The organism is Streptomyces sp. NPDC104831, assembly GCF_055583025.1.
Map to the genome: position 1 here is coordinate 24,364 of NZ_JBVJOT010000042.1, position 25,806 is coordinate 50,169.

The window sequence follows — 25,806 nt, forward strand, 5'->3', positions numbered from 1 at the left end:
GGAGCGGGATCCCCCGTCGGCGGGCCCGGAGCGGGATCCCCCGTCGGCGGGCCCGGAGCGGGATCCCCCGTCGGCGGGCCCGGAGCGGGATCCCCCGTCGGCGGGCCCGGAGCGGGATCCCCCCTGGGGGGACGCCTGGGGTGCCGCACCGACGGCCGGTGCGGAGGGCATTCCGCTGTCGGCCGGCCCGGAGGACGCCTCGCCGGCGGCCGGGCCGGGGGACGGCCGGGAGGACCTTCCGTGGTGCGTGTTCCCACCCGGCTCCGCGCGTCCCCCCGCGCCCGCGCACTCCGCGCAGCCCGCGCTCCCCAGCCACCCCCGGACGGGATGGGTGCCGGTCGGGCAGTGGTCGCGCCACGGCTCGCCGTGGGGGACGGAGAAGCGGTACGCGGCGCGGGGCAGCAGTGCGCCCGCGAGGGCGCCCCACACCCCGGCCGCGAGGGCCAGTGAGCCCGTGGTCAGCCCGGCCATGTGTGCCACCCTGCCTCCTTGCGGACTGTCGGCGCCTACCGCTGGAGCAGGTCCACCCGGACGTCGGCCGGGAAGCCGGTCGTCGGCCCCACCCGGCGGGCGAACTCGGCGACCGCCTCCAACTGGGGGGCGCCGAAGCTGAAGTCGAGCGTGGTGAAGTACCGCTCCAGGGTGGCCTCGTCGAACGCCTCCCAGCGGGCGGCCTGTTCGGCGACCTTGGCGACCTCCGTCAGGGAGAGGTTGCGGGACTCGAGGAACGCCTCGTGGACCCGGCGGGTGATGACCGGCTCGCGCTCGGCGTAGTCCCGGCGGGCCGCCCAGACCGCGAAGACGAACGGCAGCCCCGTCCACTCCTTCCAGAGCGCGCCGAGGTCGTGCACCTCCAGGCCGTAGCGGGGACCGTCGACCAGGTTGGCGCGCAGCGCCGCGTCGCCGATGAGGACGGCGGCCTCGGCCTCCCGCATCATCAGGCTGAGGTCGGGCGGGCAGGTGTAGTAGTCGGGCCGCACGCCGTACCGCTCGGCGAGCAGGAGCTGGGCGAGCCGGACGGAGGTGCGGGAGGTCGAGCCGAGGGCGACCCGGGCGCCGTCCAGCCGGTCCAGCGGCAACTGGGAGACGATCACGCAGGACATCACCGGCCCGTCGCAGCCCACCGCGATGTCCGGGAAGGCGACGAGGTCGTCGGCGTTGCGGAGGAACTCGACGAGGGTGACGGGCCCGATGTCGAGGCCGCCGCGCACCAGGTCCTCGCTGAGCTTCTCGGGGGTGTCCTTGGTCAGCTCGAAGTCGAGCAGCGTGCCGGTTCTCGCGAGCCCCCAGTACAGGGGCAGGCAGTTCAGGAACTGGATGTGGCCGACACGCGGCCGGGTGCGAGAATTGTCCACATCGCGAGACTAGCTCCCGTCCCGTACGGCACCTGGACCACCCCGACCCCGAACGGCTCAGCGGACGTTCAAACATTCGGGTGAAGTGATCTTGACCTCTATTGCTTTCCGGCGCCCCCGTGCTAGGCTCGCCGCAAGTTGCAGTTTGGTTTCCCTTGCAGTACAGAGCCTGCGGAGCATGTGACCGCGGGCTCTCGTCGTTTTCAGAAGTATGCAGTGGTGCGGCACCGTTTCACACTTGCAGGTTCTGGAGCAGGGCAACCCTTTTGGGCCCAAGGAGGGCTTATGGCTACCGGAACCGTTAAGTGGTTCAACGCCGAAAAGGGCTTTGGCTTCATCGCCCAGGAGGGCGGCGGCCCCGACGTCTTCGTTCACTACTCCGCGATCAACGCCAGCGGCTTCCGCTCCCTGGAGGAGAACCAGGCCGTGACCTTCGACGTCACGCAGGGCCCGAAGGGCCCGCAGGCGGAGAACGTCACCCCCGCCTGATTCCTGCCTGATCGCAGAACCTGAGAGCAGTACCCAAGGAGCCCCACGCCATCCGGCGACGGGGCTCCTGCCTTTTCCCGTTCATTTCCCGTTCACGGCCGGACACCGGTCCGTCGCGGGTCGCACCGGCCCCACCCGGACCGGAACTCTCACACGTGCTGCATGACGAGCACGAACTTCGTCCCGGCCGCCAGCGCCTCGTACGCGTGGGGCACGTCCCCCCGGTACGACACGTAGTCCCCCGGGCCGAGTTCCACGGTCTCCCCGCGCGGCCCCGCTTTCACCGCGCCCTCGCTCACCACGATGTGTTCCACGGTCCCCGGAATATGCGGCTCCGAATCCCGTACGGCGCCCGGCTCCAGCCAGACGAAATACAGATCCCGGCGGGCGCCCGGCGGGCAGGCCGACAGCAGTGACGCCAGATAGCCGGACTGCTCGGAGTGGACCGCGGGCCCCTGGCCGGCCCGGATCACCCGGACCGGCTGCGCGGGCGGCTCGACCAGCGCGCTGAACGGCACGCCGAGCGCCACGGCCAGCGTCCAGAGGGTCTCCATGCTCGGGTTCCCGCTCGCCGCCTCCAGTTGGGACAGCGTGGACTTGGCGACGCCGGCCCGCCTGGCCAGCTCGGACAGGGACAGCCCGGCGCGACCGCGCTCCCGCTTCAGGGAGGCGGCGATCCATTCCAGGGGGAGTCGGGCGGGGGTGGCCTCGGACATGTCGTTTCGCTCCATCACACGATCGTGTGTCTTGACGGACAATGTACTCACCGTTCATCATAAAAAACGTGCGTTCGACACAGCGAACGGGTCCCGCCGGACCCACCGACAGCGCCGACGACCGCGCCCTCGTCAGGGACAGCGCGCTCGTCTGGCTGGCCGGCGGCATCGTCGGCGTGTCCTTCGGCGCCGTCGCCGTCGCGGGCGGCCTGCCCCTGTGGGTGCCGGTGCTGATGTCCGTCGTGGTGTACGCCGGAGCGGCCCAGTTCAGCGCGGTGGGCGTGCTGTTCGCCGGCGGCGGCCCGGCCGCCGCCGTGACCGCCGGGCTGCTGCTCAACACGCGGACGGCCGCCTTCAGCCTCGCCGTGGCCGAGATCATCGGCTCCGGCCGCGCGAGCCGGTTCCTCGGCGCCCACCTGGTCACGGACGAGACGGTCGCCTTCGCCCTCGCCCAGCCGGACCCGGCCCGGCGGCGCCGGGCGTTCTGGACCGTCGGACTCGGCCTGTTCGCGGTGTGGAACCTCGGCGTCCTGGCCGGCGCCCTCGCCGGCGGCGCGCTCGGCGACACGGGTCGCTACGGCCTGGACGCCGCCTTCCCCGCCGTCCTGGCCGCCCTGGTCCTGCCCGCCCTGCGCGCGGACGCGACGGTACGGCGGTGCGCGCTGCTCGGTGCCGCGCTCGCCCTCGCGGTCACGCCCGCCGTACCGGCCGGGATACCGGTATTGCTCGCGCTGGCCGGCCTGTTCCTGCACAGACGCCCCGCCGGACCGGGCGCCGCCCCGTGAACGCCACCGTCACCGTGACCGTCGCCCTGGCCGTCGGCACGTACGCCTTCCGGCTGGTGGGCCCGGCGCTGCACGGCCGGGTCACGGTCCCGGCCCGGGTGCAGGAGCTGGCGTCGGCGGGCGCGGTGGTGCTGCTGGCCGCCCTGCTGGCCACGGGCGCGCTGACCGAGTCCGGGGGCCTCGCGGGCTGGGCCCGCCCCGCCGGGGTGCTGGTCGGCGCGGCGCTGGCCTGGCGCCGGGCCCCGTTCGCCGTCGTGGTCGTGGCCGCCGCCGCGACGACGGCGCTGCTGCGGCTGGCCGGGGTGGATTAGGCCGCGTCCCGCCAGACGGTCAGGTCCCCTTCGAAGAAGGCGGACTCCGGCATCGCGGTCGACTTGGCCTGGATGACGAACAGCGCGATGTCCCCCGAGGGGTGCTTGACGCAGAACTCGGTGCCGGCCGCCGCCCCGGACAGCGTCCAGCTGTGCTCCGTGGCGTCCTCCAGGATCCAGCGGCACTCGTCGAGGCTGGTGCCGTGGGCGGAGGGCCCTCTTGTCGTTCGTCCCCCTGCCGCCGCGCCGGGAAGACGTCCGCCGCCTCGTCCATCGGCCCGTACCCGCGTCATGTCACGGTCAACGGCAGTCAGCCTACGGGGCTGGTGGGCACGGCCCGTTAGGGTCCCTCCCCATGACCGACACCCGCGCCTTCTACGACACCATCGCCGAGGACTACGCCGTCCACTTCCGCGACCAGCTCGCCCACCGGCCCCTGGAGCGGGGGCTGCTCGCCGCGTACGCCGAGCAGGTCGGGCCCACCGGGCCGGTCGCCGACCTCGGCTGCGGCCCCGGCGAGATCACCGCGCACCTCGACGGGCTCGGTCTGTCCGTGTTCGGCCTCGACCTGTCCGAGTCGATGATCCGGGTCGCCCGCCGCAGGTACCCCACGCTGCGGTTCGGGCAGGGCTCGATGAGGTCGCTGCCCCTGGCCGACGGCGCGCTGGCCGGGGTGGTCTCCTGGTACTCCGCCATCCACACGCCCGAGGACGAACTCCCGGCACTGTTCGCCGAGTTCCGCCGGGTCCTGGCCCCGGGCGGCTGGCTCCTCCTCGCCTTCCAGACCGGCGGCGAACCGCTCCGCCTCGACCGTCCGTGGGGCCACCCCGTCTCCCTGGACTTCCACCGGCGCCGTCCCGGGCGGATGGCCGAGCTGCTGGGGGACGCCGGTTTCGCCGTGCGTTCCAGCACTGTGCGGGAGCGGGTGGCCGAACACGGGGAGTCGGCCCCGCAGGCGTTCCTTCTCGCCCGGAGGCACGGCTGACCAGGGCCTGCGGCGTGCGGGCGAGGTGGGCAAGACGGTGCGGGGCCGGGCTGTCGCTCAGCGCACGGAGGCGACCGTGTCCGCGAAGGCCCGGGCCGGCGGGCTGAGCGCGTCCCAGCGGCGGACGGCCCAGCCGACGGGGAGGGGACGCAGGCCGGGCAGCGGGATCAGCCGGAGGGGGCCGTCGCCCGGGACGGGCAGACCGGGCACGGCGGGGACGACCGCCCTTCCGACGCCGAGTTCGGCGAGGAGGAGGGCGGTGTCCCAGTCCGCGACGCTCGGCTCGTAGGCGAACCGCACGCCCCGTTCCGCGCAGGCCGCTTCGAGGTGGGCGGCGGAGGCGGAGTTGGGCGGGAGCCGGATGAGCCGGGTGCCGGCCAGTTCGGCGGGGTCGAGGCGGGGGCGGCCGGACAGGGGGTCGTCGGCCGGTACGGCGAGGAGCCAGGGCAGTTCCACGACGGTCCGCTGTTCGATCCCGCGGACCGGGGGGCCGATGGTGATCCAGGCGAGGTCCAGGGTGCCGTCGGCGAGGGCGTCGAAGCTTCCCCGGCCCGAACTGACCGTGCGGAACTCCAGGTTGACCTCGGGGTGACGGCGGCGGAAGGCCACGACGGCGTCGGACATGAAGTGCCGGACGGTCGTGGCGCCCGTGGCGACGCGGACGTGGCCGCCGTGCCCGTCGAGGAGGTCGCGCAGCTGTCGTACGGCGAGGTCGAGGCCGTTGATGCCCTCGGCCGCCGCCGCCTCCAGTATCCGGCCGGCCCGGGTCGGCACGACCCCGCGCGGCCGGCGTTCCAGCAGGGCGACGCCGGTCTCCCGCTCCAGCCGCTTCACGTGCTGGCTGACGGCGGACTGGGTGCGGCCGAGGTCCCGGGCGACCGAACTGAGGCTGCCCGCGCGGCACACGGCCACGAACACACGAAGGTCGTCCAGAGTCACGAGACCCAAGTTATCGCTTGGGTCCGGGAAGAAAACCCCAGGATTGACTGGGTGTTGGCGTCGTACGAGGATCGTGTCCGGGCCGCGACCGACCCAGGCGGCAACCCGCTCCCCGCCCCGCCGAGTCCGGACGACGCGGGATGTGCGGGGAGCGGGTGCCGACCGAGCGGTCAGCCCTGGCCGAGCAGCGCGATCAGGCGCCCCACCGCGTTCACGACGGGTTCGCCGACCGCGCCGACGGCGGCGGCGATCTGGGCGACGGACGCCAGGACCAGGCCGCGCTCGCGCAGAGCCGCACGGTCGGGGGTCAGCGCGGGCAGGGCCTCCTCGACGGTCCGGTCCTGCTCCGGGGTGAGGTGCCGGCGCAGGTCCGCGAGGCCGCGGGTCAGATCGTCGACGGCGGCGCGGAGTTCGGCGTCCTGGGCGGGACCGCCCACCGTGCCGTAGTTGAAGCCGACGTTGCCCTGGCCGCCGTTGATGTTGGCGACCTGCCCGTAGTAGTTCGTCGTGTCGCTCACAGCTTGAACCCCGTGTTCCCGTGGCCGCCGTTGAGGTTGGCGACCGGCCCGTAGTTGTTGGTGTTGTACTGGTGCACGATCGCGGTGAACTCGGCCTCCGGGTGGTCGATCGCGTACGCGATCCGGTCCGCGATCTGCCGCAGCTCCTCCAGGCTCGGCAGGGTCACCACCAGGGCCGAGCCGCTGGCCACCTGGACGGACAGCACCGGCTTCGGCGGCGCCAGCAGGTCCTTGACGGGGACGATCAGCGCCGCGAGGCAGAGGACGACCAGGAACGCGGGGTTGTCGACTCCCCCGCCGCCCGGGTTGTCCAGGGCGTTGAGCGCGGCGTAGGCCAGGTAGACCAGGAAGGCGCCGATCAGCCACTTCAGGCAGCGGAAGAGCGCCGCGACCCGGCTGGGCCGGAACATGTAGGCGTCGACCATCGTGATGTTGTGCAGCGGGAAGGCCGCCGACCCCGCCCACAGCATGCGGCGGCTGACCCGCAGGACGAGGGTGGCCCCCGTCACCGGGGGCGGCAGCGGGGGCTGGGGTGGCGGCTCGGGCAAAGGGTGGCCCGTGGTGTTCGGATCGTTCATGTACTTCCCCGTGATGTCGGCGTTCCGGCAGGTTACGGCCTACTCCCGGCGCTCGTACAGGCTTTCCGCCTGCGCCGCGAAGTCCCGCAGGATCCGGTCCCGGCGCAGCTTCATCGAGGGGGTCAGGTGTCCCGCCGCCTCCGTGAAGTCCGTCGGCAGGACGGCGAAGCGGCGGATGGACTCCGGGCGGGAGACGAGTTTGTTCGCCTCGTCCACCGCGCGCTGGAGGACGGCCGTCAGCTCCTCGTCGCCGACCAGGAGTTCCGGCGGGACCGGGTGCTTGCCGAGCATCTGGCGCCAGTGGGTGATGCCGTCGGCATCGAGGGTGATGAGCGCGGTGACGTAGGGGCGGCCGTCGCCCACCAGGACCACCTGGGAGATCAGCGGGTGCTGGCGCAGCCAGTTCTCCAGCGGGGCCGGGGCCACCGACTTGCCGCCCGCCGTGATCAGCAGCTCCTTCTTGCGGCCGGTGATGGTCAGGTAGCCCTCGTCGTCCAGCGCGCCGAGGTCCCCGGTGGGCAGCCAGCCGTCGCGGGTCGCGGGGACCACCCCGCCCGCCTGGGGGTCCCAGTAGCCGCGCAGCACGTGGTCGCCGGCCACGAGGATCTCGCCGTCCGCCGCGATCCGCACCCGGGTCCCGGGCAGCGGCCAGCCCACCGTGCCCAGCCGGGGCTTGAGCGGCGGGGTGACCGTGGTCGCGGCGGTCGTCTCCGTCAGGCCGTAGCCCTCGAAGATCTCGATGCCCGCGCCCGCGTAGAACGCGGCGAGGCGCCGGCCGAGCGGGGAGCCGCCGCAGATCGCGTATCTGACCCGGCCCCCCAGGGCGGCGCGGATGCGGCGGTAGACGAGGGGGTCGTAGAAGGCGCGCTGGGTCTTCAGGGCGCGGCCCGGGCCGGCTCCGGTGCCGGTCTGGTGGGCCTCCAGCGCCTCGCCGTAGCGCCGGGCCACCGCCGCCGCCCGGTCGAACACCGCCGTCCGGCCGCCCGCCTCCGCCGCCGCGCGCGCGGAGTTGTACACCTTCTCCAGCATGTACGGGATCGTCAGCAGCGCGGTCGGCCGGAACGCGGCCAGGTCCGGCAGCAGGTCGTCCGGGGCCAGGCTGGGCGCGTGGCCGAGGCGGACCCGGGCCCGGACGCAGGCGATGGCGACCATCCGGCCGAAGACGTGGGACAGGGGCAGGAAGAGCAGCACCGAGGGCTCGTGGTCCCGCGCCTTGAACACCGGGTGGAGGAGTTCGATGGCGTTGTCCACCTCGGCGAAGAAGTTGCCGTGCGTCAGGGCGCAGCCCTTGGGGCGGCCGGTGGTCCCCGAGGTGTAGATCAGCGTGGCGAGCGTGTCGGGGCCGAGCATGCCCCGGCGCACGCCCACCTCCGCGTCCGGTACGTGCGCGCCCGCGTCGGCGAGCCGGTCCACGTGGTCCTTCTCCATCACCCACACGTGCCGTACGTCGGGCAGGCGCGGGAGTTCGGGGCCGATCGCGGCGGCCTGCGCGACGGTCTCGGTGACCAGGGCGACCGCGCCGGAGTCGTGCAGGATCCAGCGGGTCTGGAAGACGGAGGAGGTCGGGTACACCGGCACGGTGACCAGTCCGGCCGCCCACGCCGCGAAGTCCAGCAGCGTCCACTCGTAGGTCGTACGGGCCATGATCGCGATCCGGTCGCCCGGCATCAGGCCCTCGGCGATCAGCCCCTTGGCCACCGCCTGCACCTCGGCGGCGAACCGCGCGGCCGTCACGTCCGTCCAGCGGCCGTCGGGCAGTCTGCGGCCGAGGACGACCGCTTCGGGGGCCGACTCCGCGTTCTCGTACGGCAGGTCGGCGAGGGAGCCGTGCGTGACCGGCGGCGCGAACGGCGGCACCGACGCCTCCCGCACCGCGCCGTCCAGCCGTCGTACGTGGGGCTGGACCAGGACCGGGAGGCCGTCGTAGTCGGTGGCGGAGACCGGGGCGCCGGAGGAGACGGGGGCGTTCGGGTACGGCGTGGACACGGGCGGCTCCTCTGGCGTGCGCGCACCGGCGGCGGACCCCGGGTGCGGGGCGGGGTTACCGCTGGTCAGGCCTGGTGATCGTACGACTCCACTGTGAGGGGGTTGTGCGGGTTCCGGGAGGGTCCGGGGCCGGGGATGTGCAGCCTCGGGGGGCACCCGCCCACTCGACTTACCTCCGGTAACGTTACTTCAGAGTAGGCGATTCGGAGAGACCGCTGGGGGCGTGATGCGATGCACACCGTGACCCTCGCCGCGCCACCCGCGCTCGGCCCCCTGCTGGCCCGGGGCGCCCTGCGCTCCCCCTTCAGGCGCCCGGCCCCGGACGCGGCCGTCCCCGGCACGCGGCTGGTGCTGCCCGGCGTGCGGGTCGACCTCGCGCGCCTGGTCGCCTACGAGCGGGTCTGCGGCTTCGCCACCGGCGGAACCGCCCTCCCCCTCACCTACCCGCACCTCCTCGGCTTCCCGCTGGCCATGCGGCTGATGAGCGGCCGGGACTTCCCGCTGCCGCTGCTGGGGCTGGTCCACACGTCCGTCGAGATCGAGCGGCGGGCCGCGCTGCCGGCCGACGGGACGTACGAGGTCTCCGTGTGGGTCGAGGGACTGGCGGCGCGGCGGCGGGGGACCGAGGCGGTGGTGGTGACCGCCGTGCGGGCGGGCGGGGGCGGGGGCCGGCCGGTGTGGGTGTCCCGCAGCGGGTACCTGGCCCGCACCGGGGAAGCGGCGGCGCGCGGCCCGGCGGAGGCCGGCGAGGAGCTTCCCGTCGTCGCCGAGTGGCGGCTCGGCGGGGATGTGGGGCGGCGGTACGGGGCCGTGTCCGGCGACCGCAACCCCATCCACCTGCACCCGCTCACCGCCCGGCCCTTCGGCTTCCCCCGGCCCGTCGCCCACGGCATGTGGACCCTCGCCCGCTGCCTCGCCGCCCACGGCACCCCGGCCGCGACCGTCGTGCGGGCCCGCTTCCGCGCTCCGGTACCGCTGCCGGGGACCGTGCGGTACGGGGCGGACGGCGACGGACGGTTCGAACTGCGGGGCGCCGGCGGACGGTTGTGCGTGGAGGGGGCGGTCCGGGGAGGGTGAGGAGCGGCCCGGGCTAGGGCCTGCCGTCGTCCGGCGGCGGGGTCCAGACCCTGTCCCGCATGAGGTTGCCCAGGCCGGACCAGGCGAAGTTCATCAGGGTGGTGGCCGCCTGACGGGCCGTCACCTCCGGAGTGGTGTTGGCCCACGCGGCGAGCGACTCCGCCGCGCCGACCAGCGCCTCGGCGAGCCCGGCCACCTCGCGCTCCGGCAGGTCGGGATCCCGGTGCGCCTCCCGCGCCGCCACCGCCACCAGCCGCGTCACGAACGCCACGATCTCCGCGCGCATCGCGGCGGCCTCGGACACGAACGGTTCACCGTGCCTGCGGGCCTGCAGATGCAGCACCGACCAGCCGTCCGGATGCTCGGCGGTGTGCGCGAAGAACGCCCGCAGCCCGTCCCAGAGCTGCCGGTCGACGGGCGCGTCCTGCCGTACGCCCGCGCGCACGGCCGCCGTGAGCGCGGCGGCCTCCCGGCGGATGCAGGCGGTGAAGAGGTCTTCCTTGGAGTTCAGGTACAGATAGACCAACGGCTTGGACACGCCCGCGAGTTCGGCGATCTCGTCCATCGACGCGGCCGTGTACCCGCGCTGCCCGAAGATCCGTACGGCGGCGTCGAGCATCTGCTGCTCGCGCACCGCCCTCGGCATCCGCTTGGTCTTCACGGCACCCATGGGGCAAGACTAGTTCGGCCGGGAGCCGTCCCCGGCCGAGCGCGTACCGGCAGGGAGCACCCCGCCGACCCGGGCATGTGCTAGCTGGAGGCGGTGGCCCCGCCCTGCGCCCGCGCGGTGTCGTCGGCGAAGTCCTCCTGGCTGCGGTTGGCATCCAGGTTGGCCTTCATCCGGTCGACCTTGTGCACGATGCGCACCGAGGCCCGGTCCCGCTCCTTGCGCAGCACGACCCAGCTGATCGGTGCCGACAGGATCAGGGAGAGCAGCAGCACCCACAGGAGGTTGGAGTCACCGAAGCCGCGCGGGAAGATGCCCGAGTAGACGGCTCCCCAGACGATCACGAGGCAGCCCGCGAAGATTCCGAGGCGCATCAGCGTGTAGCGGAGCATCTCAATCCACTCGTCCGATTCCAAACAGGGTCATCGTCCAGTGAAGCACGACCCGATGCCGATCACTCAGGGGGGTCGCGCAAGGGGGTCAGACGAGCGGCAGCAGCATGACGATCTCGTCGCGGTCGTCGCCGGGCGCGACGCGGATGGCGTCCGGGATCCGGCCGACCTCCTTGTAGCCGCAGGAGGCGTAGAACCGCTCCAGGCCGTGCCCGCCCCGGCAGGTCAGCCGGATCGCCTCGACGCCGCCGAGGCCGCGGGCCGCGTCCTCGGCGGCGGCCAGCAGGTCGCGGCCGTAGCCGCGGCCCTGGTGGCGGGGGTGGACCATCACCGTGTACAGCCCCACCCAGTGGGTCATCAGCCTGTGGGTGTTGCGGGTGAGGAACGCGGTCGCGGCGATCCGGCCGGCCTCGTCGTGGCCGACGAGCAGCCGGGTGCGGTCCTCGGCCATCTGCACGAGGTGGCGCACCAGCTCGGGCCGTATCTCGTCGCGGGTCACCGGGGCGACGAAGCCGACGGAGCCGCCCGCGTTCGAGACGTCCGTCCACAGGTCGAGGATCCCGTCGCGGAGGGCCGGGGTGACGGCGGGATCGAGAGTGAAGGTAAGAGGCATCAGGGGAGTGTACCTATTACCTGCGGCCTCTCCCGGGTGGGTTCCGTCACCCGAGGACCCGGGCCGCCGCCAGGCGCCGAGCCTGCGCGAGACGACGGCCTGCGGCGTACCAGGGCCTGGTGGCCGAGCGCCCGGTCGAGCAGCCCGCCCGCCGGGCCGACGAACGGTTTCCCCTGGCGGTCCGCCGTCTTCGGCGCCGGAAGCGCCGACGCCCGGGCCGCCGGCATGCCGGGCGGGTACCCCTCGTTCCGGCCGTCACGGCCGCGGGCCCGGGCCCCGCGCCCCTCGGACGGGGACGCCGGGCCCTCGCCTCGGAAGCGGCCGAATCGTCAGACCCGCATCGGCTGGGGCTCGTCGCGGCGGGACGGGTCGGGACCCTCGTACTCGCGGATGATCTCGTAGCGGGTGTTGCGTTCCACGGGGCGGAAGCCGGCGTCGCGGATCAGGTCCAGGAGGTCTTCGCGGGTCAGCTTGTTCGGCGTGCCGTAGTTGTCCGCGTCGTGGGTGATCTTGTACTCGACCACCGAGCCGTCCATGTCGTCCGCGCCGTGCTGGAGGGCCAGCTGGGCGGTCTGCACGCCGTGCATCACCCAGAAGACCTTCACGTGCGGGACGTTGTCGAACAGCAGCCGGGACACGGCGAAGGTCTTCAGCGCCTCCGCGCCCGTCGCCATCGAGGTACGCGCCTGGAGGGTGTTGCGTACCTTGCCGTCCTTCATGTCCACGAAGTCGTGCTGGTAGCGCAGCGGGATGAAGACCTGGAAGCCGTTCGTCTCGTCCTGCAGCTCACGGAGCCGCAGGACGTGGTCGACGCGGTGCCTCGGCTCCTCGATGTGGCCGTACAGCATGGTGCACGGGGTCTTCAGCCCCTTCTCGTGCGCCAGCCGGTGGATGCGGGACCAGTCCTCCCAGTGGGTGCGGTGGTCCACGATGTGCTGCCGGACCTCCCAGTCGAAGATCTCCGCGCCGCCACCGGTCAGCGACTCCAGGCCCGCGTCGATCAGCTCGTCCAGGATCTCCGAGGCGGACAGCCCGCTGATCGTCTCGAAGTGGTGGATCTCGGTCGCGGTGAACGCCTTCAGCGAGACGTTCGGCAGCGCCTGCTTCAGCTCCCGCAGCGACCGCGGGTAGTAGCGCCAGGGCAGGTTCGGGTGCAGACCGTTGACGATGTGCAGTTCGGTGAGGTTCTCCGACTCCATCGCCTTGGCCAGCTTGACGGCCTCCTCGATGCGCATCGTGTACGCGTCCTTCTCGCCCGGCTTGCGCTGGAACGAGCAGTACGCGCAGGACGCGGTGCACACGTTCGTCATGTTGAGATGACGGTTGACGTTGAAGTGGACCACGTCACCGTTCTTACGGGTCCGCACCTCGTGGGCGAGGCCGCCGAGCCAGGCCAGATCGTCCGACGCGTACAGCGCGATGCCGTCCTCGCGGGTCAGCCGCTCACCGGAACGGACCTTCTCCTCCAGCTCGCGCTTGAGCCCGACGTCCATGGCAACACCTTTCTACGACAGCCCGACCAACGGTATCCCTACACCTCTTCGGGCAGCTCCCCGACCCGGTTCTCCCACTTCGTGGACAGCACGATCGTGGTGCGGGTCCGGGAGACGCCCTTGGTGCCGCTGAGCCGGCGGATGGTCCGCTCCAGGCCGTCCACGTCCGACGCCCGGACCTTGAGCATGTACGAGTCGTCGCCCGCGATGAACCAGCAGTCCTCGATCTCCGGCAGGTCCCGCAGCCGCTGCGCCACGTCCTCGTGGTCGGCCGCGTCGGAGAGGGAGATGCCGATCAGGGCGGTGACACCGAGGCCGAGGGAGGCCGCGTCCACCGTGGCGCGGTACCCGGTGATGACACCGGCCGCCTCCAGCCGGTTGATGCGGTCGGTGACGCTGGGGCCCGACAGGCCGACCAGGCGCCCCAGCTCCGCGTACGAGGCCCGGCCGTTCTCCCTCAGGGCCTGGATGAGCTGCCTGTCCACCGCGTCCATGCGATCGAAGCCTTCCGGTGAAAGTTCCTGAAGTGATGAGAGGTACGTACTGCTACTCGCCCCGCGAACCGTCCGCCGAACCGCCGCCCAGCTCTCCCCGCCAGCGCCGGTACAGGCCGTGGGCGACACCCGCCGCGTCCAGCACCCGGCCGGCCACGAAGTCCACCAGGTCCTGGATGTGGGTGGCGCCCGCGTAGAAGGCGGGCGAGGCCGGGACGACCGCGGCACCCGCGTCGTCCAGGGTGACCAGGTGACGCAGCGTCTGGCCGTTCAAGGGGGTCTCCCGTACGGCCACGACCAGCGGGCGGCGCTCCTTCAGCGTGACGCTCGCCGCGCGCTGGAGGAGGTCCTTGGACAGGCCGAGCGCCACACCGGCCACGCAGGCGGTGGAGGCGGGCACGACGATCATGCCGCGGGCCGGGTACGAGCCGGAGGAGGGGCCGGCCGCGAGGTCGCCCGCGCTCCAGTGGCGGACGCCGCTGACGTCCACGTCGAAGGTGCCGGGCTTGCCGTCGGCGCCGCGGGCCAGCCATTCCCGCAGGTCGTCCTGCCAGTGGGCGTCACGGAAGGGCAGGCCCGTCTCGTCCAGCAGCGTCAGCCGCGAGGCCCGGCTGACCACGAGGTCCACCGCTTCCCCGGCCGCCAGCAGCGCCCGCAGCACGGCCGCCGCGTACGGCGTCCCGGAAGCTCCGGACACCCCCACGATCCAAGGCACGCGCTGCGTTTCTCCTGCGTTCACACCTTGAGCGTACCGGCGGACGCCAAGGGGCTCAGGACCGGTGGGGGTCTGAAGGCGGCCCGGTGGGCGCGGTCCGGCCACCCGGCCGTGCCCCCGGCGAAGTGCGGGAGCGGGTCAGACGGTGAGTCCCCGGACCAGCAGGTCCATCAGGGCGCAGACGAACAAGGCGATGCCGATGAATCCGTTGACGCTGAAGAACGCCCTGTTCAGACGGGTCAGGTCGTGGGGGCGGACGATCCTGTGCTCGTAGCCGAAGGCCGCCGCGACGATCACCAGGCCCAGCCAGAAGAACGCGCCGGCGCCGGTGGCGAGGGCGTACCAGACGAACAGGGCCGTGGTGATCGCGTGGCACACGCGGGCGCCCCGGATCGCGGCCGGGATGCCGAAGCGCGCCGGGACCGACTTCACGCCGATCTCGCGGTCGGTCTCCACGTCCTGGCAGGCGTAGATCAGGTCGAACCCGCCGATCCAGATGCCCACGGCCAGGCCGAGGATCACCGCGTCCCACGACCACTGGCCGCTGATCGCCAGCCAGCCGCCGACCGGGCCCATGGCCTGGGCGAGGCCGAGGATGGCCTGCGGGAAGTTGGTGAACCGCTTGCCGTAGGGGTAGACCACCATCGGCACCACGGCCACCGGCGCGAGGGCCAGGCACAGCGGGTTGAGCAGGGCCGCCGCGCCCAGGAAGACCGCGAGGGCGATCAGCGCGCCGGTCCACGCGTGCCGCACCGACATCGCGCCCGTCACCAGTTCCCGGTGCGCGGTGCGCGGATTGCGGGCGTCGATCTCCCGGTCGATGATCCGGTTGACCGCCATCGCGAACGTGCGCAGGCCGACCATGCAGACGGTGACCAGGAGCAGGCGGCCCCAGTGGATGTTCTCGTCCCGCTCGTACATCGCCGTGAGGGAGGCGATGTAGGCGAAGGGGAGCGCGAAGACCGAGTGCTCGATCATCACCAGGCGGAGGAACGCCTTGGTCCGGCCCGGCCGGGCGAGGGCGGCGGAGGCTGACGTCACAGTCCGTACTCCTTCCAGCGGCGGTCCACCAAGGCCGCCGTATCCGGGTCCGACAGGACCATGTCCGGCCACCCGCCGTCGCGGGTGTAGCCCTCCTCCGGCCACTTGCGGGTGGCGTCGATGCCTGCCTTGCCGCCCCAGAACTGCTGGTAGGAGGCGTGGTCGAGGTGGTCGACGGGGCCTTCGGCGACCGTGAGGTCGCGGGCGTAGTCGGTGTTGCCGAGGGCCCGCCAGGCCACCTCGTGGAGGTCGTGCACGTCGCAGTCGGCGTCCACGACCACGATGAGCTTGGTGAGGGACATCATGTGCGCCCCCCAGATGGCGTGCATCACCTTCTGCGCGTGCTTCGGGTACTTCTTGTCGATCGAGACGATCGCGCAGTTGTGGAAGCCGCCGGCCTCGGGCAGGTGGTAGTCCACGATGTCCGGGATGATGATCTTGAGCAGGGGCAGGAAGAAGCGTTCCGTGGCCCGGCCGAGGGGGCCGTCCTCCGTCGGGGGGCGGCCGACGACGATCGACTGGAGCAGCGGGCGCCTGCGCATCGTCACGCAGTCGATCCTCAGCGCCGGGAACGGTTCCTGCGGGGTGTAGAAGCCGGTGTGGTCGCCGAAGGGGCCCTCGGGCAGCATCTCGCCGGGCTCCAGCCAGCCCTCCAGGACCACCTCGGCGTGGGCGGGCACCTGGAGCGGGACCGTCTTGCAGTCGGTCATCTCGATCCGCTTGCCCGCGAGGAAGCCGGCGAAGAGGTACTCGTCGATGTCGCCGGGCAGGGGCGCCGTGGAGGCGTAGGTCACGGCGGGCGGGCAGCCGAAGGCGATGGCGACCGGGAGGCGTTCGCCCCGGCGCGCGGCGACCTGGTAGTGGTTCCGGCTGTCCTTGTGGATCTGCCAGTGCATGCCGATCGTGCGCCGGTCGTGGCGCTGGAGGCGGTACAGGCCGAGGTTGCGGACGCCGGTCTCGGGGTCCTTGGTGTGGGTCAGCCCCAGGTTGAAGAAGGAACCGCCGTCCTTCGGCCAGGTGAACAGCGCCGGGAGCCGGTCCAGGTCGACGTCGTCACCGTGCAGGACGACCTCCTGCACGGGTGCCTCCTTGACCTTGCGCGGCGGGACGTGGGCCATCGCGCCCAGCTTCCCGAAGGCCTCGCGCACGCCGACGAAGCCGTGCGGCAGCTCGGGGCGCAGCAGACCGCCGATCTTGTCGGAGATCTCGTCGTACGACTTCAGGCCCAGCGCCTTCAGCAGGCGGCGGTCGGTGCCGTACACGTTCATCGCGAGGGGGAGGTCGCAGCCGCGCACGTTCTCGAAGAGCAGCGCCGGACCGCCGGACTTCTGCACCCGGTCGACGATCTCCCCGACCTCCAGATGCGGGTCGACCTCGGCCTTGATGCGCTTGAGGTCGCCCTCGCGCTCCAGCGCCCGGAGCAGGGAGCGAAGATCGTCGTAAGCCATGTGCCCCAGTATCGCCGACGTACCGCTTTGTCCCGGTGCCCACCCCCCGGTTCCGGCGGGGGTGCGTCCGGCTCCCGTGCGCGGGTGGCTGGTGGGCGCGGGGAGGGGTGCCTACGGTGGGGGGCGGGGAGGGGACGGGATGACGGTGGAGTTCGGTCTGCTGGGCGTGGTCGAGGTGCGGCTGGGGGGCCGCGTGGTGGACGTGGGGCACATGCGGCAGCGGTGTGTGCTGGCCGCGCTGCTCGTGGACGTGGGCCGGGCGGTCCCGGTGGACACGCTGGTGGACCGGGTGTGGGGCGACCGGCCGCCGCGGCGCACCAGGGAGACGCTGTACGGCTACCTGTCCCGATTACGCCAGGCGTTGCGGCCGGCCCCGGAGGTGGCCTTCGTCCGGCGCCCCGGCGGGTACGTCCTCGAAGCCGATCCGCTCTCGGTGGACCTGCACCTGTTCCGCGACCTGGTGGCCCGGGCCCGCACGGCCGACGGCACCGAGGCGGCGGACCTGCTGCGGCGGGCGCTGGGGCTGTGGCGCGGGGAGCCGTTCGCCACCGTGGACGTCCCGTGGTTCGACGACCGGCGCCAGGTGCTGCTGCGCGAGCGGCTGGCGGCCGAACTGGACCACATCGACCTCCGGCTGCGCGCCGGGCTCCACGACGGGCTGCTGGCCGAGCTGACCGAGAAGGCCCGCGCCCACCCGCTGGACGAGCGGCTGGCCGGTCAGCTGATGCTCGCCCTGTACCGGGCCGGCCGCCCTTCCGACGCCCTCGCCCACTACCAGGACCTGCGGCGCCGGCTGGCCGGGGAGCTGGGCGCGGACCCGGGCCCGCGCCTGCGCGGCCTGCACCGGCGGATCCTCGCCAACGACCCGGCGCTGGCCCCGCCCGAAGCGGCCCCGCCCGAGTCCGTCCCGCCCGCCGGGGTCCGGCCCCCGGTGCCCCGGCAACTGCTGGCACCGCCCGCCTACTTCGTGGGCCGGGACGCCGAACTCGCCGTCCTGGACAAGGCCCTCGCCGCCCAGACCGGGCCGCGCGCCACCCTGCCGGTGACGGTGGTCTGCGGCATCGGCGGGGTCGGCAAGACCTCCCTCGCGCTGCACTGGGCGCACCGCCGGCAGCACCGCTTCCCCGACGGACAGCTCTTCGTCGACCTGCACGGCTTCACCCCGGCGGGGGAACCCGCCGACCCCCGCAGGGTGCTCCGCGGGTTCCTCGACGCGCTCGGTGTCGACCCCGGGCGGATCCCGGCGGCCTTCGACGCCCAGGCCGCGCTGTACCGCAGCCTGCTGGCCGACCGGCGGATGCTGGTCGTCCTGGACAACGCCCGGGACTCGGCGCAGGTGCTGCCGCTGCTGCCGGGCACCCCCGGCTGCGCGGTGCTGGTCACCAGCCGGGACCAGCTCACCGGGCTGACCGCCGCGCACCAGGTCACCCATCTCACCGTCGACGCCTTCGACCCCGCCACGGCCCGCGAGCTGCTGGCCGGCCGGCTCGGTGCCGAACGCGTCGCCGCGGAGCCCGGCGCCGCCGCCGAACTGGCCGGCCAGTGCGCCGGGCTGCCGCTCGCCCTGAGCGTGCTGGCCGGGCGCATCACCACCAACCCGGTCACCACCCTGACCGCCCTGACCGAGGAACTGCGCGCGAGCAGCCGCCTGGACGCGCTGAGCACCGGCGAGGGCGCCACCGACGTACGGGCCGTCCTCGCCGCCTCCTACCGGGCGCTGGACGCGGACACCGCCCGGGTCTTCCGCCAGCTCGCGCAGGCGCCCGGACCGGACATCGGGGCGCCCGCGGCCGGCAGCCTCACCGGGCTGGGTCCGGCGGGGGCCCTGCGGGTGCTGCACCGGCTGCGCACCCGCCACCTCCTCCAGGAGCACGCCCCCGGCCGGTTCGCCGGCCACGACCTGCTGCGCGCCCACGCCCTGGAGGTCGCCGGCCCCGCGGACGGCCCGGAGGCCCGGTCGGCCCGCGTCCGCGTCCTGGACCACTTCCTGCGCACCGCCTGGTCGGCGGACCGGCTGCTGCTGCCGCACCGGGACCCGGTGCGGCTGCCCCCGGCGGCCGAGGGAGTACGGCCGGAGGAGATCACCGGGCACGAGGCGGCCATGGCGTGGTTCACCCGGGAGCAGCCGGTGCTGATCGCGGCCGTGCACCAGGCGGCGCGGCACGGCCACGACATCCACGCCTGGCAGCTGGCCTGGGCCCTGACCACCTTCCTGACCCGGCGCGGACGGTGGAGCGACGTCGCCGCCGTGCACGAGACGGCGCTGCGGGCCGCGACCCGGCTCGGCGACACGGCCGCACAGAACGAGTCCCACCGGGTGCTGGCCCTGGAGCGCATCGAGGCCGGCGACCACGCCTCGGCACGGCACCGGCTGGACCAGGCGCTGTCCCTGGTGCGAGGCGGCGGCCACCCCCTCTCCGAGGCCCACACCCATCTGGCGCTGGGCTGGCTGTACGAGCACACCGGCGACCGTCCGGCGGCGCTGCGCCACGACGAACTGGCCGTCGGTCTCTTCGCCCGGCTGGGCCACCGGGCGGGGCTGGCCCGCGCCCTGAACGCGGTGGCGTGGGACCACGTGCAGACGGGCGGTCACCGGCAGGCCGTGGCCGAGTGCGAACGGGCCCTGGCCCTCCAGGAGGAACTCGGCGACCTGCGCGGGCAGTCCGACACCCTGGACACCCTCGGCTACGCCTACCAGCAGCTCGGCGAGCACGCCCGGGCGCTGCGCTGCCACGAGCGCTGCCTGGAACTGCACCGGACCCTGGGCCACCGCTTCGGCCAGGCCGAGGCCCTGGTCCACCTGGGCGAGGCCCACCAGGCCCTGGGCGACCGGGCCGCCGCGCGCCGCCGCTACGAGGAAGCGCTCGCCGTCTTCCGCGACATGCAGGTCAACCCCGCCCGCGTCGCCCAGACCCGCGCCCTGCTCGACGCCCTGGACTGAGACCCCGGCACGGGACCCGGCACGGGACCTCGGTACGGGTCCTCGGTACGGGGAGGAAGCCCTCCCCGTACCGCCCCCGTGGGTGGTGCGCCGGACCGGGCCGGAACCACACCACCGACGATGACCGGCCGGCCTGGGACGAACCTTGCGAGGAACCTTGAACGGGCCGGCCGGCGGCCGCCACCGGGACGCGGCGGGGCTAGCGGGTGCGCTCCCGCCCCTGCTGCTCGATCAGTCGTTCGAGACGGTCCCGCCAGCGCTGTTCCGACTCCGCCTCGCCCTGGAACTCGTGGGTGAGGCGGAGCGCGGTGCCGTCCTCGTCGTCCCGTTCCAGGTGGAACCGGATCCGGCCGCCGCCCTCCACCGTGTACTCCGCGACCCGGTCCACGTCCCACGCGGTGACCCGCCCGCTGCCCAGCCCGCGCAGGGTGACCGCGCCGCCGAGCCGGGGTTCGAGCACATCGGCGACGGTCCACCAGGCGGCCAGCCCCTCGGGCGTGGACACCGCGGGCCAGACCTCCTCCATGCCCCGCGCGAGCCGCACGACGAAGTGCAGGATGTGCGTGTTCCCGTGGGTCTGGCTGGTGCCCTGTGCGATGGAACCGCTCATGTCTCCAGCCTGCCCCCGGCCCCGGACCCGCGCACGCCTGCCCAGGACGACGAAGGCCGGCCCCCGCGACGCGTGTCGCGGGGACCGGCCTCGTGCCGGACGGCGGGGGCCTACACGCCCGCGTAGGAGTGCTTGCCGGAGACGAAGATGTTGACGCCGTAGTAGTTGAACAGCCAGCAGCCGAACGCGATCAGCGCCAGGTAGGCGGCCTTGCGGCCCTTCCAGCCGGCCGTGGCCCGCGCGTGCAGGTAGCAGGCGTAGGCGACCCAGGTGATGAAGGACCAGGTCTCCTTCGGGTCCCAGTTCCAGTACCGGCCCCAGGCGTCGCCCGCCCAGATCGCGCCCGCGATGATCGTGAACGTCCACAGCGGGAAGACGGCCGCGTTGATCCGGTAGGCGAACTTGTCCAGGGACGCGGAGGCGGGCAGGCGCTCCAGGACCGAGGAGGCGAACCGGCCCGGCTTGCCGCCGGCCTGGAGCTTGTTCTCGTAGGAGTCCTTGAACAGGTACAGGATCGTGGCGACCGCGCCGACGTAGAACACCGCGCCGCAGAAGATCGCGGTGGAGACGTGGATGTACAGCCAGTACGAGTGCAGGGCCGGCACCAGCTGGTCGCTGGCCGTGTACAGGACGGTGACCGCGAGACCCAGGTCGAGCAGGACCGTGGTGGTGAGGAACAGCCCGAGCCAGCGCACGTTCTTCTTCAGCGCCAGCAGGGCGAGGTACACGCCGACGGCGACCGTGGAGAAGGTGATGTTGAACTCGTACATGTTGCCCCACGGCGCCCGCTCCACGGAGGCCGCGCGGGCGACGACACCGGCCAGCTCCACCAGGAAGGCGAGCACGGTGAGGGAGATGGCGATCCGGCCGTACAGGTCGCCCTGCTCGTCGCCACCGTGGGCGCCGGGCCCGTCCGGCACGTCCCGCGCGCCGGACGCCGAGCGGACGACGACCCGGGGCCGTTCCAGCACGGCGGTGCCCCCGCCCTTGCGCACGGCGACGGCCGGTCCGCCGGCCGTCCGCGCGCCTTCGGCCGTGAGCGCGGCGGCCGTCCGGGCGACCTTGCTGCGGCTGCCGAACAGCCACTCGGCGATGTAGGCGAAGAAGGCCAGGGTGTAGACGGCCATCGACGAGTAGATCAGCGTGTTGCTGACGCTCGCGAGATGTTCGTTGGTCGCGGCGGCGAGAGTCACTTCTCAGCCCCTTCGGCAGGTACGACGTGGCGGTCGGGTGTGGGTGCGGGGTGTTCGTCGGGTCCGGGCGCGGCCGGCGCCCGGTCGTAGAGGTGTCCGGCGAGTTCGCCCAGTTCCTCGGGCACCTTCGCCGACTCGCTGCGGCCGAGCCCGGCCATCTCGACCACCGTGACGCCGTCGGCGCCGCGCACCGCCCGCACCCACACGCGGCGGCGCTGGATGAACAGGGACCCGGCCAGGCCGAGGATCGCGGCGAGGGCGCCGCCGAGCGCCCAGCCGCCGCCCGGCTCCTGCACGATCTCGAAGCCGGCCCACTCCTTGACGTCCTTCTCGAAGGTGACGGTGCCGGCGCCGTTCGGCAGCTTCATGGTCTCGCCGGGCTTGAGGTTGTCCCTCAGCTGCGCGCCCTTGGCGTCCTTGTAGTCCTTCATGTGGGTCTTGTCGAGCTGGTACACGCTCTGCGGCAGGCCCGAGTCGACGCCCAGGTCGCCGTGGTAGGGCTCCAGGTTCAGCACCGGGTTCAGCAGCGCCGGGAAGGACGAGGCGATCTCCGTGCCCGTGCCGCCGTAGGTCGGCAGGAAGAAGGCCTTGATGCCGAGCTGCTCCTTCACGCCCTTGGCGTCGCGGTAGCCGTCCATGACCTTGACGACGCCCTGGGAGGTGACGTTGCCGTCGAGCGGCAGCAGCGGCACGGCGTCGCGGTAGACCACCTTGCCCCGGCCGTCCCGGACGGTGATCACGGGGGCGTAGCCGTGGCTGACCAGGTAGACCTTGGAGTCGCCGATCTTCAGCGGCTCGTTGACCTTGACGGTGGTCGTGGTCTCCTTGCCGTACGCGCCCTTGCTGTAGCGGATCCTCGCCTGGAAGGTGCGCGGGGTGCCCCTGTTGGGGCCGGTCAGCTCGTACGTCCCCTTGAAGTCCTTCAGGTCGAAGCTGAACGGGACCAGGTCGTCGGGCTCGAAGAGGCTGCCGGACTTGAAGTCGTCGTACATGGGCAGCGCGTTGGAGAAGCCGTCGCCCTCCACCATCAGCTTGGTGCCGTCCGACTTGAACAACTGGCCGGAGGCGAAGGCGATCAGCAGCACGATCAGGGCGATGTGGAAGACCAGGTTGCCCAGCTCGCGCAGATAGCCCTTCTCGGCGGCGACGGCGTCACCGGCGACATGGGCGCGGAAGCGGCGCTTCCTCAGCAGGGCGAGCGCGGCCTCGCGGACCTTCTCGGGGTCCTCGGTGGTGGTCCAGGTGGTGGAGGCGGGCAGCCGGGACAGCCGCTTGGGGGCGCCCGGCGGCCGGCCGCGCAGCTGGCCGACGAACTGCCAGGTGCGGGGGATGATGCAGCCGATGAGGGAGACGAACAGCAGGATGTAGATCGCGGAGAACCACACCGAGCTGTAGACGTGGAACAGGCCGAGCTTGTCGTAGACCGGCGCCAGCGTCCGGTGGGCGGCGCGGAAGTCCTCGACCTTGGTGGCGTCCGCGCCGGTCTGCGGGATCAGCGAGCCGGGGATCGCGCCCAGCGAGAGCAGCAGGAGCAGCAGCAGCGCCACCCGCATGGAGGTCAGCTGCCGCCAGAACCAACGGGCCCAGCCGATGACACCGAGGCCCGGCAGGCTCACCGCCTCCTCCTGCGGGGCGGTGGACAGCTGGGAGCCGGCCGCGCCCAGCTCCTCCCGGTCCGGGCCGGTGTCGGTGTCGGTCTTGCTCATCGGTCAGATCCCCACATTGAAGCCGTTGGTCCAGGTCTGCATCTGCTGCACCAGACCGCCCCAGGCACCGGTCAGCAGCAGCACACCGGTCACGATCATCATCGAGCCGCCGATGCGCGTCACCCAGACATAGTGGCGCTTGACCCAGGCGAAGGCACCCAGCGCCTTGCGGAAGGCGATCGCGGTGACGACGAACGGGACGCCGAGGCCGAGGCAGTAGACGAGCATCAGCAGGGAGCCCCGGGCCGCGCTCGACTCGTTCAGCGAGAGGAAGTTCACCGAGGACAGCGTCGGGCCCATGCAGGGCGTCCAGCCGACGCCGAAGAGGGCGCCGAGGACCGGTGCCCCGGCCAGGCCGCCCGTGGGCCGCTTGTGGAAGCGGAACTCGCGCATGGCGAACCAGGGCGTCAGGCCCATGAAGAACACGCCCATGATGATCATGAGCACGCCGAGCACCTTGGACAGGGTGCCCTGGTAGTCGATCAGGTTGGCGCCGAAGTAGCCGAACAGCGCCCCGCTGGAGACGAAGACGGCGCTGAAGCCGAGCACGAACAGGGAGGCGCCGGCCACCATCCGGCCGCGTCTGGCCTCGGCCAGGTCGGTGCCCGCGACGCCGGTCACATAGGAGAGGTAGCCGGGGACCAGCGGCAGCACGCAGGGCGAGAAGAACGACACGAGTCCGGCGAACAGGGCGATCGGCAGGGCGACCAGCAGGGCGCCGTGCAGGACCGTCTGGTTGCGGCCGGTCTCGGCGGCCAGCGTCAGCAGTGCGCTCACGTCACTTCTCCGCGAGGACCGGCTTGATCATCTCCACCAGGCCGGTGTCGTCGAGCGCCTCCAGGGCCCGCGCGGCGACCTTGCCGTGCCGGTCGATGACGAGCGTGGAGGGGACGATCTGCGGATTGAGCGTGCCCTTCTTGAAGCGCAGCATGAGCCTGCCCGTGGGGTCGTACAGGCTCGGGTACGCGACGCCGTGCTCCTTCTCGAAGTTCACGGCCGGGGTGGTGCTGGTGTCGCGGGTGTTGATGCCGACGAACTGCACGCCCTTGTCCGCGTAGTCCTTGGAGACCTTGGCGAAGTACTTGGCCTCGTTGCGGCACGGTCCGCACCACGAGCCCCAGACGTTGATGACGACGACCTTGCCCTTGTAGTCGGCGACGTCGAGGGTCTTGCCGTCGATGGTCTTGCCGGACAGGTCCGGAGCCGTGGCGCGCTTGCCGGCCGCGACGGTGTCGATGCCGTTGCTGCCGGTGACGAAGTGGGTGTCGCCACCGCCACCGGAGATGCCGCCCTTGCCACACGCGGACAGGGCCAGGGCCGCTGCGGCGGCCGCGGCGGTGAGCAGGACGGCGCGGCTACGGGTACTCATGTGAAAAGTTTCGCATGCCGGTTCCGAGGATTTCGCGCACCCCCCTGCCGGGTGGAAAACCCCATTTCAGGGCGTATTTACACCGGATATTCGGGACATCAGGCGGCGTTGGAGGCGGCTCCCCGGGTCTCGCGCAGGAACTCCTTCCAGCCCCCGGCGGGCCGCTGCCCGACCCCGAGCGTGCGCAGCCTGGCGAGGACCTCGGGCTTCTGCGCGTCCATCCAGTCCACGTACTGCCGGAAGGAGACCAGGCGCACGTCGGCGCCCTTCTCCTTCTCGCGCGCGATGTGCTTGAACGCCTCCTCGACGGCGTCCATGTAGATGCCGCCGTTCCACTGCTCGAAGTGGTTGCCGATGAAGAACGGCGCCCGGTTCGTCTCGTAGGCCCGCCGGAAGCCCTGGATGTACGCCTGCGCGGACTGCTTGCGCCAGCCCGGGTAGTTGTACGCGGGGGCCTTGGTCGAGTTGACCGACTGGTTGGCGAGCATGTTGTAGTCCATGGACAGGACCTCGAACCGGCGTCCGGGGAAAGGTATCTGCTGTAGGGGCAGGTCCCATATGCCCTGGCGCTTGACCGGCCACACCTGACGGCCGCCCGGCGAGGAGGCGTCGTAGCGCCAGCCCAGCTCCCTGGCGGTGGGCAGCAGGTTGTCCTGGCCCAGCAGGCAGGGCGTACGGCCGCCGACCAGCTCCTTGTCGTAGTCGAACGGCAGCGGGGGCAGATCGGTCCAGCCGGTGTTGGTCCGCCACTCCTTCACGAACGCCTTGGCCTGCCGGATCTCGCTGCCCCACTGCTGCGGGGTCCAGTTCGCGACCGTGCCGCCGCCCGCGCAGAAGTGCCCGTTGAAGTGGGTGCCGATCTCGTGCCCCTCCAGCCAGGCCCGGCGCACGTTGGTGAGCGTGGCCTTGATGTGCTCGTCCGTGAGGTAGCCGATGTCGGAGGCGCCGCGCGGGTTGTTCGGCGGCTCGTACATCCGCTTCTTCGACTCGGGCAGCAGGTACAGCCCCGAGAGGAAGAAGGTCATGGCCGCGCCGTGCTCCTTGGCCAAGTCCAGGAAGCGCGGGAAGAGGCCGTTGCCGACCTCGCCGGCGCCGTCCCAGGAGAAGATCACGAACTGCGGCGGGGTCTGCCCCGGCTCCAGCGGCTCGGGCCTGGCCGGCTGGTGCGGCTGCCTGCCGGTGAAGGAGGTGGAGCCGTCGCCGATGGGCCGGGCCGGACGGGCCTCGCCCCTGCTCCCCTGCGTCCGGGAACCGGCCGGGTGCCCGGCGCCGTCCGAGGACGTGGAACCGCCGCACCCGGCGAGCGACACGGCCGCGGCCGCGCCCGCGCCGAGGCCGAGTGCCCCCCGCCGGGAGAGGGTCCGGGAGAAGGTGCGCATGGAAAA

General features: G+C 72.7%; 27 protein-coding genes and 1 pseudogene. 6 read left to right on the forward strand and 22 right to left on the reverse strand.

The features are described from left to right. Positions 1-471: pseudogene (locus ACZ63H_RS26400) on the reverse strand (hypothetical protein); the annotation flags it as partial. Positions 472-506: 35 nt separating this feature from the next. Continuing rightward, a complete protein-coding gene (locus tag ACZ63H_RS26405) occupies positions 507-1,355 on the reverse strand; it encodes a menaquinone biosynthetic enzyme MqnA/MqnD family protein (RefSeq protein WP_469869046.1) in 849 nt (282 codons plus the stop codon). Between the two features lie 285 nt (positions 1,356-1,640). On the opposite strand from ACZ63H_RS26405, the gene ACZ63H_RS26410 reads away from it, so the two are divergent. Further along, positions 1,641-1,844 (forward strand): cold-shock protein, encoded by a 204-nt coding sequence (locus ACZ63H_RS26410; protein WP_016645643.1) that lies wholly within the window; start codon positions 1,641-1,643, stop codon positions 1,842-1,844. 149 nt (positions 1,845-1,993) lie between these two features. Here the strand turns inward: ACZ63H_RS26410 and ACZ63H_RS26415 are convergent, their stop codons facing one another. Beyond that, positions 1,994-2,560: a helix-turn-helix domain-containing protein gene (locus tag ACZ63H_RS26415; RefSeq protein WP_469869162.1), complete on the reverse strand. Its 567-nt coding sequence runs from the start codon at positions 2,558-2,560 to the stop codon at positions 1,994-1,996. A 68-nt stretch (positions 2,561-2,628) separates the two neighbouring features. Here ACZ63H_RS26415 and ACZ63H_RS26420 point away from each other — a divergent pair, with 68 nt between their 5' ends. Together ACZ63H_RS26420 and ACZ63H_RS26425 are read left to right on the forward strand one after the other, a co-directional pair. Further along, positions 2,629-3,345, forward strand: coding sequence for an AzlC family ABC transporter permease (locus ACZ63H_RS26420; protein WP_469869049.1), 717 nt, complete (start codon positions 2,629-2,631; stop codon positions 3,343-3,345). Continuing rightward, positions 3,342-3,656, forward strand: coding sequence for an AzlD domain-containing protein (locus ACZ63H_RS26425; RefSeq protein WP_469869051.1), 315 nt, complete (start codon positions 3,342-3,344; stop codon positions 3,654-3,656). Before ACZ63H_RS26420 ends, ACZ63H_RS26425 begins: the two co-directional genes overlap by 4 nt. Here ACZ63H_RS26425 and ACZ63H_RS26430 read toward each other — a convergent pair. Further along, entirely contained in the window at positions 3,653-3,949 is a 297-nt protein-coding gene (locus tag ACZ63H_RS26430; RefSeq protein ID WP_469869053.1) for a hypothetical protein, read from the reverse strand. The two genes, ACZ63H_RS26425 and ACZ63H_RS26430, sit on opposite strands and share 4 nt — an antisense overlap. A gap of 62 nt (positions 3,950-4,011) precedes the next feature. On the opposite strand from ACZ63H_RS26430, the gene ACZ63H_RS26435 reads away from it, so the two are divergent. Continuing rightward, a complete protein-coding gene (locus ACZ63H_RS26435) occupies positions 4,012-4,641 on the forward strand; it encodes a class I SAM-dependent methyltransferase (RefSeq protein ID WP_469869055.1) in 630 nt (209 codons plus the stop codon). Positions 4,642-4,698: 57 nt separating this feature from the next. Here ACZ63H_RS26435 and ACZ63H_RS26440 read toward each other — a convergent pair whose 3' ends face one another. From ACZ63H_RS26440 to ACZ63H_RS26455, 4 genes are all read right to left on the reverse strand, one after another. Next, positions 4,699-5,580: a LysR family transcriptional regulator gene (locus ACZ63H_RS26440; protein WP_469869057.1), complete on the reverse strand. Its 882-nt coding sequence runs from the start codon at positions 5,578-5,580 to the stop codon at positions 4,699-4,701. Between the two features lie 170 nt (positions 5,581-5,750). Next, positions 5,751-6,098, reverse strand: a complete 348-nt coding sequence (locus ACZ63H_RS26445; protein WP_469869059.1) for a hypothetical protein — start codon at positions 6,096-6,098, stop codon at positions 5,751-5,753. Beyond that, positions 6,095-6,676, reverse strand: coding sequence for a DUF6232 family protein (locus ACZ63H_RS26450; protein WP_469869061.1), 582 nt, complete (start codon positions 6,674-6,676; stop codon positions 6,095-6,097). Before ACZ63H_RS26450 ends, ACZ63H_RS26445 begins: the two co-directional genes overlap by 4 nt. Before the next feature lie 39 nt (positions 6,677-6,715). Further along, positions 6,716-8,662 carry an AMP-dependent synthetase/ligase gene (locus ACZ63H_RS26455; RefSeq protein ID WP_469869063.1) on the reverse strand — a complete coding sequence of 649 codons (1,947 nt, stop codon included), beginning with the start codon at positions 8,660-8,662 and terminating at the stop codon, positions 6,716-6,718. Between the two features lie 231 nt (positions 8,663-8,893). On the opposite strand from ACZ63H_RS26455, the gene ACZ63H_RS26460 reads away from it, so the two are divergent. Then, entirely contained in the window at positions 8,894-9,739 is an 846-nt protein-coding gene (locus tag ACZ63H_RS26460; protein WP_469869065.1) for a MaoC family dehydratase, read from the forward strand. Positions 9,740-9,752: 13 nt separating this feature from the next. Here ACZ63H_RS26460 and ACZ63H_RS26465 read toward each other — a convergent pair whose 3' ends face one another. The 8 genes from ACZ63H_RS26465 to ACZ63H_RS26500 form a co-directional block, all read right to left on the reverse strand. After that, positions 9,753-10,409: a TetR/AcrR family transcriptional regulator gene (locus tag ACZ63H_RS26465; protein ID WP_469869067.1), complete on the reverse strand. Its 657-nt coding sequence runs from the start codon at positions 10,407-10,409 to the stop codon at positions 9,753-9,755. A gap of 80 nt (positions 10,410-10,489) precedes the next feature. Further along, a complete protein-coding gene (locus ACZ63H_RS26470; RefSeq protein ID WP_469869069.1) occupies positions 10,490-10,798 on the reverse strand; it encodes a DUF4229 domain-containing protein in 309 nt (102 codons plus the stop codon). An 88-nt stretch (positions 10,799-10,886) separates the two neighbouring features. Further along, positions 10,887-11,411 carry a GNAT family N-acetyltransferase gene (locus ACZ63H_RS26475; protein ID WP_469869071.1) on the reverse strand — a complete coding sequence of 175 codons (525 nt, stop codon included), beginning with the start codon at positions 11,409-11,411 and terminating at the stop codon, positions 10,887-10,889. Between the two features lie 329 nt (positions 11,412-11,740). Continuing rightward, entirely contained in the window at positions 11,741-12,904 is a 1,164-nt protein-coding gene (gene mqnE / locus ACZ63H_RS26480) for an aminofutalosine synthase MqnE (protein ID WP_469869073.1), read from the reverse strand. A gap of 38 nt (positions 12,905-12,942) precedes the next feature. Further along, positions 12,943-13,398: an Lrp/AsnC family transcriptional regulator gene (locus ACZ63H_RS26485; RefSeq protein WP_362197700.1), complete on the reverse strand. Its 456-nt coding sequence runs from the start codon at positions 13,396-13,398 to the stop codon at positions 12,943-12,945. A 52-nt stretch (positions 13,399-13,450) separates the two neighbouring features. Beyond that, positions 13,451-14,113, reverse strand: coding sequence for a UbiX family flavin prenyltransferase (locus ACZ63H_RS26490; protein WP_469869076.1), 663 nt, complete (start codon positions 14,111-14,113; stop codon positions 13,451-13,453). Positions 14,114-14,251: 138 nt separating this feature from the next. After that, positions 14,252-15,154: a menaquinone biosynthesis prenyltransferase MqnP gene (mqnP, locus tag ACZ63H_RS26495; RefSeq protein WP_469869078.1), complete on the reverse strand. Its 903-nt coding sequence runs from the start codon at positions 15,152-15,154 to the stop codon at positions 14,252-14,254. After that, positions 15,151-16,602: a menaquinone biosynthesis decarboxylase gene (locus ACZ63H_RS26500; protein ID WP_469869080.1), complete on the reverse strand. Its 1,452-nt coding sequence runs from the start codon at positions 16,600-16,602 to the stop codon at positions 15,151-15,153. The genes mqnP and ACZ63H_RS26500 overlap by 4 nt, the downstream gene beginning before the upstream one ends. 139 nt (positions 16,603-16,741) lie before the next feature. On the opposite strand from ACZ63H_RS26500, the gene ACZ63H_RS26505 reads away from it, so the two are divergent. Then, positions 16,742-19,543 (forward strand): AfsR/SARP family transcriptional regulator, encoded by a 2,802-nt coding sequence (locus tag ACZ63H_RS26505; protein WP_469869082.1) that lies wholly within the window; start codon positions 16,742-16,744, stop codon positions 19,541-19,543. Positions 19,544-19,742: 199 nt separating this feature from the next. Here ACZ63H_RS26505 and ACZ63H_RS26510 read toward each other — a convergent pair whose 3' ends face one another. The 6 genes from ACZ63H_RS26510 to ACZ63H_RS26535 form a co-directional block, all read right to left on the reverse strand. Next, positions 19,743-20,153 carry an SRPBCC domain-containing protein gene (locus ACZ63H_RS26510; protein ID WP_469869084.1) on the reverse strand — a complete coding sequence of 137 codons (411 nt, stop codon included), beginning with the start codon at positions 20,151-20,153 and terminating at the stop codon, positions 19,743-19,745. 110 nt (positions 20,154-20,263) lie between these two features. Beyond that, a complete protein-coding gene (gene ccsB, locus ACZ63H_RS26515; RefSeq protein WP_469869086.1) occupies positions 20,264-21,346 on the reverse strand; it encodes a c-type cytochrome biogenesis protein CcsB in 1,083 nt (360 codons plus the stop codon). Next, positions 21,343-23,052 carry a cytochrome c biogenesis protein ResB gene (resB, locus tag ACZ63H_RS26520; protein ID WP_469869088.1) on the reverse strand — a complete coding sequence of 570 codons (1,710 nt, stop codon included), beginning with the start codon at positions 23,050-23,052 and terminating at the stop codon, positions 21,343-21,345. The genes ccsB and resB overlap by 4 nt, the downstream gene beginning before the upstream one ends. Before the next feature lie 3 nt (positions 23,053-23,055). Next, the gene (locus ACZ63H_RS26525; protein ID WP_469869090.1) at positions 23,056-23,829 is read right to left on the reverse strand and encodes a cytochrome c biogenesis CcdA family protein; all 774 of its coding nucleotides are present in this window, start codon (positions 23,827-23,829) and stop codon (positions 23,056-23,058) included. A gap of 1 nt (position 23,830) precedes the next feature. Beyond that, positions 23,831-24,421, reverse strand: a complete 591-nt coding sequence (locus ACZ63H_RS26530) for a TlpA family protein disulfide reductase (RefSeq protein ID WP_469869092.1) — start codon at positions 24,419-24,421, stop codon at positions 23,831-23,833. Positions 24,422-24,519: 98 nt separating this feature from the next. Next, positions 24,520-25,800, reverse strand: a complete 1,281-nt coding sequence (locus ACZ63H_RS26535; RefSeq protein ID WP_469869094.1) for a polysaccharide deacetylase family protein — start codon at positions 25,798-25,800, stop codon at positions 24,520-24,522. Positions 25,801-25,806 lie beyond the last annotated feature (6 nt).